Source organism: Haliscomenobacter sp. (assembly GCF_040403615.1).
Lineage (GTDB): Bacteria > Bacteroidota > Bacteroidia > Chitinophagales > Saprospiraceae > Haliscomenobacter.
The window spans coordinates 1-12,468 of record NZ_JBBAKG010000011.1; the positions used below are offsets into that span (position 1 = coordinate 1).

8 protein-coding genes are annotated in these 12,468 nt (G+C 45.3%); 3 read left to right on the forward strand and 5 right to left on the reverse strand.

Annotation, left to right across the window (positions count from 1 at the left end; translation table 11 throughout):
• Positions 1-1,568, forward strand: a 1,568-nt coding sequence (locus ABW391_RS05440; protein ID WP_353480822.1) for a proton-conducting transporter transmembrane domain-containing protein, incomplete at its 5' end; no start/stop codon positions are given.
• A 234-nt stretch (positions 1,569-1,802) separates the two neighbouring features.
• Here the strand turns inward: ABW391_RS05440 and ABW391_RS05445 are convergent.
• The 4 genes from ABW391_RS05445 to ABW391_RS05460 all read right to left on the reverse strand — a co-directional run bounded on the left by ABW391_RS05445 (position 1,803) and on the right by ABW391_RS05460 (position 7,184).
• The gene (locus tag ABW391_RS05445; RefSeq protein ID WP_353480823.1) at positions 1,803-2,417 is read right to left on the reverse strand and encodes a class II aldolase/adducin family protein; all 615 of its coding nucleotides are present in this window, start codon (positions 2,415-2,417) and stop codon (positions 1,803-1,805) included.
• Positions 2,407-3,507, reverse strand: a complete 1,101-nt coding sequence (gene mtnA, locus ABW391_RS05450) for an S-methyl-5-thioribose-1-phosphate isomerase (protein WP_353480824.1) — start codon at positions 3,505-3,507, stop codon at positions 2,407-2,409. Before mtnA ends, ABW391_RS05445 begins: the two co-directional genes overlap by 11 nt.
• A gap of 52 nt (positions 3,508-3,559) precedes the next feature.
• Positions 3,560-4,555 carry a LacI family DNA-binding transcriptional regulator gene (locus ABW391_RS05455; RefSeq protein WP_353480825.1) on the reverse strand — a complete coding sequence of 332 codons (996 nt, stop codon included), beginning with the start codon at positions 4,553-4,555 and terminating at the stop codon, positions 3,560-3,562.
• Between the two features lie 727 nt (positions 4,556-5,282).
• On the reverse strand, positions 5,283-7,184 hold the full coding sequence (locus ABW391_RS05460; protein WP_353480826.1) for a serine hydrolase domain-containing protein: 1,902 nt from the start codon (positions 7,182-7,184) through the stop codon (positions 5,283-5,285).
• An 81-nt stretch (positions 7,185-7,265) separates the two neighbouring features.
• Between ABW391_RS05460 and ABW391_RS05465 the strand changes: the two genes are divergently transcribed.
• Together ABW391_RS05465 and ABW391_RS05470 are read left to right on the forward strand one after the other, a co-directional pair.
• Entirely contained in the window at positions 7,266-8,612 is a 1,347-nt protein-coding gene (locus ABW391_RS05465; protein WP_353480827.1) for a D-alanyl-D-alanine carboxypeptidase/D-alanyl-D-alanine-endopeptidase, read from the forward strand.
• 99 nt (positions 8,613-8,711) lie between these two features.
• A complete protein-coding gene (locus tag ABW391_RS05470; protein ID WP_353480828.1) occupies positions 8,712-10,616 on the forward strand; it encodes an amidophosphoribosyltransferase in 1,905 nt (634 codons plus the stop codon).
• A gap of 8 nt (positions 10,617-10,624) precedes the next feature.
• Here ABW391_RS05470 and ABW391_RS05475 read toward each other — a convergent pair whose 3' ends face one another.
• The gene (locus ABW391_RS05475; RefSeq protein ID WP_353480829.1) at positions 10,625-12,418 is read right to left on the reverse strand and encodes a Fic family protein; all 1,794 of its coding nucleotides are present in this window, start codon (positions 12,416-12,418) and stop codon (positions 10,625-10,627) included.
• Positions 12,419-12,468: the final 50 nt, after the last annotated feature.

The following is a 12,468-nucleotide window of genomic DNA, read 5'->3' on the forward strand; positions in this document are numbered from 1 at the left end:
ACAGTAGATACTACCTGCACCGGGAAAAGGGATACCGACGGTTTTTTAATACCATTTTGTTTTTCTACGTAGGGTACAATATTGCCATCTTTTCAGGCAATTTCGAAACCCTGTTCATCGGTTGGGAAATCCTCGGGATTGCTTCGTTTTTGCTGATTGCCTTCTACCGCGACCGCTACCTGCCCGTCAAAAATGCGGTGAAAATATTTTCCATTTACCGGATTGGTGACGTTGGTTTGATTTTGGCAATGTGGATGAGTCATCACTTGTGGCACGAAAGCATCACTTTTGAAAAGCTGCACAACTATCAGTTGGTGAGTTCCCAATTGCAATCGCACAGTTTGATTGGAGTCTTCATTTCGTTGATGATCTTGATCTCTGCGGCTGCAAAATCAGCTCAATTGCCCTTTTCTTCCTGGTTGCCACGGGCGATGGAAGGTCCCACGCCTTCAAGTGCCATTTTTTATGGTTCCTTGTCGGTGCATTTAGGTGTTTTCTTATTGCTGCGTACTTTTCCCTTTTGGGAGCACCAGTTTTCAGTGCGCATTTTGATCGGTTTATTGGGCTTGAGTTCTACCATTATCGCAGTTGGGATTGCCAGGGTCCAATCCTCCGTGAAAAGCCAGTTGGCCTATGCTTCCATAGCTCAGATAGGCTTGATTTTTATAGAGGTAGCCGCAGGTTGGCACATTTTGGCGTTGGTGCACTTCGCGGGTAATGCTTTTTTGAGAACGTATCAATTGTTGGTTTCTCCATCAATTGTGAGTTACCTGATCAAGGAACAGTTTTACAAGTTTGTTCCGCGTCAAAAATCCTTTGAAGGAAGGATCTTTTCCAATAAATTTGAATACGCCTTGTACATATTGTGCATCAAAGAGTGGAATTTGGATGCCTTTATGTACCAATATTTGTGGAATCCCCTCAAACAATTGGGCAAAAGAATGGACTTTTTGAATTTGCGTATTCTCTTGTGGTTTTTTATCCCAGCTTACCTGATTGGGTTGTTTTTCTTGCATTTTGCCGACAGTTTGATCTCTCCAATAGCTCGTGCTTATCTTCCAGTAACTTTTGCTTTTTTTGGCTTGATCATGGTACTCAAAGCGTTTTCTGAACGCAAACAGGCGCGCTTGAGTTGGGTTTTGGTAATCCTCAATCACTTTTGGATAGCCTTGGCGGTTTCGTACAACGAGCATTTTGATTTTTACGAAATATATTTGTACCTGAGCGGAGTCGTTGTTTCTGGAGTTGCAGGATTTTGGGTTTTGAACTGGATCAGCAAAGCGGAAATCATCAACCTCGACCGGTTTCACGGCCACGTATATGAGCATCCGGTTGCTGCTTTTTTATTCTTTGTCTGTTGTTTGGGGTTGTCGGGTTTTCCCATTACACCAACGTTCATTGGCGAAGACTTGATTTTTAGCCACATCCACGAAAACCAGGTGGTATTGGCTTCTTTTGTTGCGCTGAGCTTCATCATCGATGGCTTGGCCATTATGCGCATTTATGCACGGGTATTCCTGGGGCCACACATCAAGAATTACCACTCCATTGCTTACCGGTCTTCCTAAATAGAGTAATTCTTCCAGTAAGGAGAAGCACAAGAGACTAAATTTGCCTTATGTGCTTCTTCTTACTGATTCACATTACGCAATAGCAGCTTCACATCTGTAATTTTTTCACCACCTCAGACACCTGAGATTCACCTAAGAACCCAAACTGTATTCCTCAGGTGACTCTTAGGTATCTGAAGTGCCTAAGGTGGTGGAAAATCGAAGCAGCGAAGCTGGCCTGCGTAATGTGATTTACTGAACAGCAGCAAGCGCCATTAACAACACTTCTCCCGCATCTTGCAAGGTCTTGCCAAAGCTAAAAATACCTTCGGGATGCCCTTCCATTACAAAAATGCGTTGTTCGGGCAAATCCGTTTCTCGCAACAACTGCACGATGGAATAAGCCATCTCGGGAGTACCATAAGTTATCCCCATAGTGGTAGTAGGGACTTTATGCAATAAATTTTCCCATATTTGCTGGTGATGCACGTGAAAAACGGCCTTGACCCAAGGGTACTCCCCGTAAACCGCAGCATGGCTCATCGACTCGGAGGATGCGATGATTGGCCCTTCGCAATGCAACAGATTCTGATCCAGCTCAATTGAAGTAACCAAGGTATAATGTTCAGCGCTGAGTTGTTTGAAATTCCCGGTGGTGGAGCCACTGATGATGAATTGCCCTTCAGGATTCCAGCGCTGACTGATGTTGCCAAAACCAATACCGTTTGGATATGCCCCCAGCAACCCTAATCCATACAAGCGATCACGCCATTGATTGAGCTCCATAAGGGTGGATGCGGGCAAAGCGGGTTTACGGAGCCACTCTGCTCGAAATTTGATGTAGCCTTCTTCCATATTATTCGGCAAACAAGCCCAAAATTCCGGCTTCGTTGGCTTCGCAAATGCCCCGTTCGGTAATCAATCCAGTGATCAGGCGGGCAGGAGTAACGTCGAAACCATAGTTGGCTGCCGGGCTTTCCAATGGGGTGGTGAGCACCTGCTGTATTTGGCCATCCTTCCATCCCCATACATATTTTACTTCATCTTCGCTGCGCTGTTCGATGGGGATTTCTTTCAAGCCATCCCGCAAATTGAGATCCAGCGTTGAAGAGGGCAAGGCTACATAAAAAGGCACACCATTGTCTTTTGCCGCCAAGGCTTTGAGGTAAGTCCCGATTTTGTTGGCCACATCCCCTTGCCGAGTGGTGCGGTCAGTGCCTACAATCACCATGTCTACCATGTCGTGCTGCATCAAGTGGCCGCCAGCATTGTCGGTGATGATGGTATGTGGTACGCCATGTTGTTGCAATTCAAGGGCCGTAATTTTTCCTCCCTGGTTGCGGGGGCGGGTCTCGTCTACCCAAACGTGAACGGCAATGCCTTGGTCGTGCGCCAAATAAATGGGCGCAGTTGCCGTGCCATAGTCAATACAGGCCAGCCAGCCAGCGTTGCAATGGGTCAAAATATTGACGGGAGCTCCGCCTTTTTTTGCGCTGATGTCGCGTACTATTTCCAGGCCATGTACCCCAATCATCCGGCATTGCTCGGCACTTTCATCGGCCAGTGCATTGGCAGTGGTGAGGGCAGTGTGAATGCGGGATTCCCGATCTGGGGCAGCTTCCAGTGCAGCCATCATGCGTTGAATGCAATGAAACAGATCCACTGCCGTAGGGCGGGTACGCGCTAGACGCTCGGCAGCTTGTTGCAAAAACGCCCAACCTTCCGTGCCTTCAGGAGCCGCTAAGGTGGCCAAATACAGCCCATATGCTGCAGTAGCTCCAATCATCGGAGCGCCACGAACGTGCATCTCTTCGATGGCAATGGCGGCATCTTCGCAGGTGCGAAGTGGTTCTTCCACGATTTCAAAAGGGAAATGACGTTGGTCAAAAGTACGAATGATGCGGGGATCGGCTTCGTCGAGCCAAATGGTACGGTAGTGTTTGCCTTGAAGTTTCATGCAGCGCGTTTTCTGACCCCAAGAATAGGCATTAATTAAGTCCTGTACAAATTTACACCGACCCCAATTCTATCAATTTGCATTCCAGTTGTACGTGAATCGGATCTTTTATTTCTTCTCGGATTACTCCCAGGAGCAACTTAGCTGCATTGGCGCCCACTTCGTAACCGGAATGGCGGATGTGGGTGATTTTAGGATTGTAAAATTCTGGCGCGAACCCATCGCTGATGGCGATGATGGCAATTTCTTCTGGTATCCGCAGGCGTTTTTGTTCGATGGCTTGCACTGCTCCTACCATCAATTCGTCGGACATGGCAAAAAAAGCACTGATGTTCTGCTCTTCCATGATTTTCAAGGCTTTCTGACTGCCTTGCTGTGAATCCTGGGCAAAAGCAGTCAGTTGCTCCTCAAAAGATATATCCAATTCTTGCAATACCTCCTTAAATCCCCTAAAACGTTCACGCGTAATGGTCAAATTGGGGTCGCCAAACAATCCACCAATGCGGCGGTGTCCATTTTCGGCCAAATGCTGGATGGCTTGCCGCGTGATGGCTACATCATCAATGGTTACCGAGCAAGAATGGTTTTGGGGCAATACCCGGTCAAAAAACACGACGGGTACCTTCTGATCCAACAATGGGGCAAAATGCGCTAAGACCTGTGCTTCAGAAGCCAGAGAAACCAATACCCCTTCTACGGCCAGTTGTCGACAAATTTGTACGTTTTGTTGTTCCCGACTGAGCGTGTTGTTGGATTGTAGGATGATCAATTGATAGCCATTGGCATACACTGCTTGCTCAATGGCCCGAAATACCGAAGGATTGAAAAACATGTTCATCTCCGATACCAAAAGAGCAATCAGACCACTGTGTCTTCTACGCAAATTGACCGCCAATTGATTGGGGGCATAACCCAATTCCTGCGCAAGCTCCTGAACCCGATTCCGGGTTTCCGGGCTTACATCTGGATGGTTGTTCAGCGCTCTGGAAACCGTGGATGGATTGAGCTGCAACAACCTGGCAATGTCCGTAATAGTGGGTCGATTCATTAAAATGAAGTATTGTTCGGTCAATCAAGGGGTCTTCAAAATATATGGTTGAAAAAAATCACCTTAAAAGTAATAATTTTTTCCACAGCAAACGTTTGCACAAACCTTTGCGCAATTGCAGGCCTTTTGCAGCTATTGCATAAACCTAACAATGGGGTAAATTTGTAACAGTAAATAAAATGCATTTTCAAAATACAGCAATTCAATAACTTATGTATTGATTTTGAGGTAGAAAGATGAACTGCTGTATCAAAAACACTACAGTTTTTTGCTTTGAAAGCAAGGTGAAAATTTGTAGTGCACTGGAGTTGTACAAATCAATTATTTGAATTGACACTCCGAGCTGGAACCAATGCACCAGCTCCACCAGGCTCGCTCTTTTCGTATTTTAACCCAACTTTAGCAAGCCCGGACAGATTGCAAACCCGTCCGGGCCCTTTGTTTTTCAAAGATAAATTTTTATTTGTTACTTAATATGACGCAAAAAATTACTTCCCGATTTTTTTAAAGGGTTTTGAATAGGAAGCTCACTTTAAATGAACCGTTCGACTTCCTATTCAAAACCCAAAATCGGGAAGTTAATTTTTCTGCGTTTTAGAATGCGCAATTTATGTTTTGTCGCTGTTTACGACTAGCAGATAAATAATGTATGAAACCAGATAGTCAGGAGAGGTGCCGTTGCATCTCTCCTTTTTTTATTTTAAACATGCTCCTAAATCCAATTCATTCAAGGTTTGATCAAACTATCATAAACCGCCTGGTGCAAGCGAGGACGTAAGTTTCGTTGCATCAAAACCTGATTGAGCCGAGAGGGATACACCCGGTTGGTGAAAAAAATCACCAGCAAGTTGGATTTGGGATCTGCCCAAGTAAAAGTGCCAGTGTAACCCGTGTGGCCAAAACTTTCTGGACTTGCACTTTTGGCATAGGAACTTCTCCCGGGTACATACTCAAGAAACGGTTTGTCGAAGCCCAAACCCCGGTGAATGCCCTCTTCTGCACAATATTGACACCGGGTAAATTCTTGCACTGCCAGCGCTGCAATCAATTGCTCATTGCCATAGCGGCCACCATTGAGGTAGGTTTGCATCAGTTTTGCCAAATCGTTGACCGAGCCAAATAATCCGGCATGGCCCGAAATGCCTCCGGTCATCGAGGCGCCTTCGTCGTGTACTTTTCCGTGGAGTAAAGTCATGCGGTAAAAGGTGTCTCTTTCCGTTGGGATGATGCGGTCTTTGGAAAAAAACCGCAATGGATTAAAACCGAGGGTGTAAGCACCTAAGTGTTGGTAAAAGGTGTTTTTTAGGTACGCTTCAAAATCGTACCCAGTGCGGTGTTTGACAATCTTGGGCATGGTGTAAAAAAAGAAATCGGAGTAGACAAACCCTGGTTTTTCATTAAGGGGAGATTTGTAGATGGCCGGAAACAACACTTTATCGGCATACTTGCGGTACAACCACAAATGGTCGGTCACCTGAACTTTAAACCTGGCCGTAGAATCAAGTTTAAACGTACGAGGCTTGAACTGAAAATCGCTGATCCGCTCATTGTTCCACTCTTTTTCCCAGGGATAATCGGCATTCCATTTCAAAGTAGAGCGCCAAAAGGGAATCCAGGCCATAAGGCGTGCCGTATGGGTCAAAATGCGCCGCATGGAAAGCCCAGCTTTATTGCTTCCGAGACTTTCGGGCAAGTATACGCCCAATGAATCATCGGGGTTAAAAGTACCTTCTCCGTACCATTTCATCAACACGGGCAAGCCCGTGCTTATTTTAGTGATTGAAGCAAAATCGTAAATATCGTTGAGCCTTACCGGGCGTTCGTCTTCGTAGGTATGATTGCCAAACGCCTGATGGTAAACCACTTTGCCATCTTTAGCCACCAAGACTTGCCCTCCCGGAAATGCCCGGTACCGGATGCCTTCTTCAACGATGGCTTTGATGCTGTCGCGCAATAAGCTACCGTTGATCCCCACCAATTCTGAAGGCGCATAGCCTAAACGGGTCGGTTCTGGTGTGTCCAGGCCACTACCCGTTGGATAAGATGGGCTTAAAGGCCTGCGCAATCTACTATTGGTACTCACGCCACCAAAAACCAATTGAGCAGCCAGGGATTGCCCTTCTTGCGTATCATCTGAAACAACGATGGCTTTGGCATTGCCCAATTCTGGAAGTTTATTCAGGGCTTGTTGGGGGTTGAACAGGACCAGCACCACCGGGTCGGCAGCCATCAAGCCCTTGATCCAACCTGCATCGGCCAGGTAATCCGGCTGATCTTTGAAGGAAGACACATCTTCGATACTCAGAATAAAGCAGTTGAAACGCCGGGTTTGGGTATTGATCCAGTTCCTGGTTTCTGACTCCGATGCAAAAGCAGGAAAATTCAATGGCGTAATGTTGGTGTAACGCTCTAGAAAATCTTGCAAAGCCGCTTGCCGTGGGCCACCAGCAGATACATAGGCTATTTGCAACGTGTCAAGCCGCTGCAATGGGATCAAATTGCCTTCGTTGCGCAATAAAACCAAATTGGCCAATGCTTCCCGGTAAAGATCCAATGTATTTGATTGTGCAGCAATGCCCCAAGACAAGCAGACCCAGCACAGACCCAGCAATAGTTTTCTACACAGCATAATTTTATGTTTGTGGGGTTTTTAGTTTTGGGTTTTCAGTTTTTAAAAATAATTCGTAATCTAGGCGCAAATAACCATGCTATGCACCACCAGCTTACCAAAATAACTACTTTTTTACTGCTTTTTGCATTGTGTTTGCCTTTTCATGGATTTGGTCAGGCATTGACCAAAATTCAGCAACAAGCCATGGATAAATTGGTGCTGCAATCGCCCATTTTTGCCCGTCATTTTTATGGATTCATGCTGTACGACCCCAACGGCAAACTAACCTTGTATCAAAAAGATGCCGACAAGTTTTTCACCCCGGCATCCAATACCAAAATTTTTACGCTTTACACCGCGCTCAAAGTATTGAAAGACAGTCTACCTGTACTGCGCTACACCCAAGAAGGAGGATTCACCGTTTTTCAGGGCATGGGGAATCCGATGTTTTTGAATCCCTATTTTCCGCAAGACAGTGTGGCCTGGAAGTTTTTGAGTAAACAAAAAGGCCACCTCGCGTTCTCCGGAAGCAACTTCAAAGACGAACGGTTTGGCAATGGTTGGGCCTGGAATGATTTTCGCGACGATTACCAAGCGGAGAAAGGCTCATTTCCCATTTACGGCAACCTGGTGCGTTTCCAACTCGATTCATTTTCTAAAAAGTGGCGCGCCCAGCCCGATTATTTCCTGACCACCCTGGAATACGATCCTCAAAATGCAAGTACTTCGCCAGAAATCCTGCGGGAGGAGCACGAAGGGCACTTTCTGTACAACACGGCCTGTTTGCGTGCAGCCAGAGTAAAGCTCACTACTCCTTTTAAGTATACAACTCATTTGGTTTGTGAATTGCTGACCGATACCCTTCAGCGCAAAGTCCAGGTTTGGAACACTCCCGTTTTGACCAACACCTGGCGCACGTTGTCGGCTCCACTGCCCGATACCTTGCTGCGTCTGTACATGCAAGACAGCGATAACTACATTGCCGAGCAACTTTTGCTCAGTTGTTCTGCCCAACTTTTTGGAGACCTAGACATTGCACGTACCATCGATTATGCCAAGCGCGCTGTATTGGGCAATAGCCCCGATGGAATGGTTTGGGTAGATGGATCAGGTTTGTCTCGTTACAATCTTTTTTCTCCGCGCACCATTGTGTCTGTGCTGGAAAAACTCTACCAGGAATACCCCAGCGAACGCTTGTTTCGCATTTTTCCGGCAGGAGGGGTCAATGGCACCATCCAGGATTCGTATCCTGGAAAAGACGGGAAACCTTATGTTTTTGCCAAAACCGGTACGCTGTCCAACAATCATTCCTTGAGTGGCTATGTTCGCACCAAAACCGGGCGCATGCTGCTGTTTAGCTTCATGCACAATCATTACCTGGGTAGCTCCTTACCCATTCGCAAAGAAATGCAGAAAACATTGGAGTGGATTCGAGACAACCTTTAGGGGGCGTTGAAGTGTTTAGAGTTGAAAAGCTGAATTGCCTGCAACTCTTCAACTCTTATTCGTAGTTTTGCGGCCAGAATTTGACAACCAACACATACAATGAGCGAGATCATAAAACACGAATGTGGGATTGCCCTTATTCGTTTGCTACAGCCCATGGAATACTACCAAAAAAAGTACGGAACTGCACTGTACGGGCTGGAAAAACTAAAACTCCTCCTTCAAAAACAACGCAACCGAGGTCAGGATGGCGTGGGAGTCGCTACCATCAAATTGGATCCCAAACCGGGCACCAAATACATTAGCCGCAAGCGCAACGTGACCCCCAATAACTACCTGACCGAACTTTTTGATGAAATTTGGACCAAGCATTTTAAGAACCTGACCGATAAGCAATTTAGCGACGCAACCTGGATGAAAGACAACTTGCCCTATGTGGGTGAATTGCTCCTTGGTCACCTGCGTTACGGTACCCACGGCGACAACAGCATCGAAACCTGCCACCCGTTTTTGCGCCAAAACAACTGGATCAACCGCAACCTCTTGCTGGCGGGCAACTTCAACCTCACCAACGTCGATGAGTTGTTTCAGGAATTGGTAGACCTGGGACAATACCCCAAAGAAAAATCAGATACGGTAACGGTTTTGGAAAAAATCGGCCATTTTCTCGATGATGAGGTGCAGCGCCTACATACCTGGTTTAAGCCGGACGGCTACACCAACATGGAAATCAACGATTTTATTTTTGAAAAACTGGACATCCAACGCCTGTTGCGTCGCGCCAGTAAGCGCTTTGACGGCGGTTACGTGATGTGCGGACTGATTGGCCACGGCGACGCTTTTGTCATGCGCGACCCCAATGGTATTCGTCCAGCGTTTTATTACCACGATGACGAAATTGTAGTAGTCGCATCCGAGCGCCCAGCCATCCAAACTGCGCTGGATGTACACATCAGTGCCGTGAAGGAGGTTACTCCTGGTCATGCACTCATTATCAAAAAAGGAGGTAGGGTAGAGGAGTTGCCGTTTACCGATACTGCCGAGCGGCGTTGCTGTTCTTTCGAGCGCATCTACTTCTCACGCGGCAACGACCGAGATATTTACCTGGAACGCAAAAAACTGGGCCGCCAGTTGGTGGAACCCATCTTGAAATCGGTAGACTACGATTTTGAAAATACGGTCTTTTCCTTCATCCCCAATACCGCTGAAACAGCCTTCATGGGCATGATCGAAGGCATTTATGAAGGACTGGATGCCATTCGGGAGGAAAAGCTCATCAAAGCACTGGAAGAAGGCAAACTCAAGCCCAAAAAAATTGAAAAAATCATGTCCATCAAACCGCGCATCGAACGGCTGGTGGTCAAGGATGAAAAGGTACGCACTTTTATTGCCGATACGACCTCGCGGGGGCGTTTGGTATCCCATGTATACGACGTGACTTATGGGCTGGTGCACAATGACCAGGATACGCTGGTGCTGATGGACGACTCCATCGTGCGGGGAACCACCCTGCGCGACAGCATCATCGAAATTGCTTCGCGCTTGCGGCCCAAAAAGATCATTGTGGTTTCTTCTGCACCCCAAATTCGTTACCCGGATTGTTATGGCATCGACATGTCCAAAATGGGCGAATTTGTGGCCTTCAAAGCCCTGGTTGATTTGTTGAAACAAGATGGCCGCGAAAACCTGCTCGAAGAAGCTTACCAACGCTGCAAAGCCCAGGAACACTTGCCCAAAGAGCTGATCCGCAACGAAGTACAAAGCTTGTACGACCTATATACCGACCAGCAAATCTCCAAGCAAATTGCCAAGATTGTCACGCCCAAAGGCATCAAACCCAAAATTGAGGTCATTTATCAATCTGTGGCTGGCCTGCACGAGGCTTGTCCCAACAACAACGGCGATTGGTATTTTTCTGGAAATTACCCTACTCCGGGTGGGAATAAGGTGGTGAATCGGGCTTTTATAAATTATATGGAGAAGCGGGATGAGCGGGCTTATTGACCCCTTTCTTAAAATTCACTAGCAATTTGAGCCAAAGCCAAAGTCAATGCTTGCTCCAAATAGTGCTGGAGATTTTTCTTTTTCGGATGAAAATCATCATAGATGGATATAACGTGAGGCTTGATGTCGAGTGGAAGTATATAATTTTTTTCCTCAACATCGCCCTTTGCTTTAAATTCCAAAAATGCCCCGACTGCAATGGTTGAATCATCATATCCATAGTGGTGAATGGTAATTCCCAATTGGTATCTTTTAGATTCTGAAAGATCCACTCGAAACATTAGCCAGGATTTTGGTAAAGAGATATTGAAATAATAATCGTGCTTTGTGGCATATTGAATAATTTGGTTGTAATAGTAGTGTTGTCGGGAAAAATCGTCAGGCCTAGAACTACCAATTGAAAACTCTGTAGAGTTTCCAAACTCTACACGTAACTTTACCAAATAATTGTTTAAAATTTCATGACAATACTCAAAAACTTCTAGCCTTCTCGTTGACAAGACCCGTTCATGCTGCTCATGTTGCTCTTTTTTCCAAATTTGAACTTTTTGCTTAAGAATAGATGCCACTTCTTCAAATGTGGTGGTGTTTACATCTCTTAAACTTAATGCTTTTTCAATATTGCGCTTTTGAACCTCAGAGAAATAGTCAACTAAACTTTGTGGGTTCCCGTTGTCAGCGGCCTCTAAAGCTCTGATGTATTTCACCTTAGCTTCTTCCCGTAGGACAGTAAAAGGAAAAAAATTGAATTTGATTAGAATCAAGCTTGCCAAAAGTCTTGCTACTCTGCCATTTCCATCTTGGAAAGGGTGAATAGTCGTAAACGCATGGTGCACCCAACTGGAGATGACAATAGCATGTACTTGTTCTATTACCAATTTATTGTAGATGTCAATCAAACGATCCATCTCTGCCTCTACATGCTCAGGTGGGCAATAAAGCACCAAGGTTCCATCCTCTCTGGTTGGATTATTCTCATGCGTTTTGAAAGCACCTTTTAAAAGATCAATCTTGATTTTAGTTCTAAATTGATCTCTTCCCTCTGCATGTATTTGACTACGCGTCACCAATTGATGCAATTCCTTAATAAACCCTTTTGTGAAGGGGCGGTCCTCTTTGACAATATCAAAAATAAAGTCTACCGCCTCTAAATGATCTTTAAGGTGGCTCATTAGTGTTTGGGCAGGTACATTGGTGTCATCGTGGCTCAAAAAAGATTGTACAAATCCCTCCTTGATAAATGTTTCTGTAATGCCTTTTTTTAGATCGTACAAACGTTCGACAATACCCGTTTCAATGGCATGTTCTCTTTTGAGTTGATTCAAAAAATCTTCGTACTCGTGAGAGTTTGTTTGCAAAACTTCTCTTCTTGCAAACCAAGATGGAGCGAGATCATCTAAGGTTGAGGTATCTGCATTATTCCAACTATCATCAAATTGAATAAATTTCCAAAGACGAAATACTTTTTCGTTTGATTCGATCTGAGTTTTTTCTTCATTGCGCTTATTGACAGGTTCATGGCTAACTTTTTCAATACGCTGCTTCAAGCGTTCGCTTAGGTCAATTTTGCCTAGCACCTTTGGCTTTTGCAATTTAAACCGGTAGCTTTCAGTTTCAGTTTTGGAATCATCATTGCTTTCGATTGATTTTTGGAACTGTTTAAGCAATTCATCATACATCGGATCTGTAATCTTCATATTTGGCTTGTTTTCAATATCAAAGCCCTTGCTATTGAGGTAATCCACAATGACAGCCGTCCCTACCTTTAAGTCTCTAGCAACTTTAACTAAAACTCTTGACATTTATTTTTTTATTAATATTAACGCAGAATTGTTAATCTGTGGGGTGAACT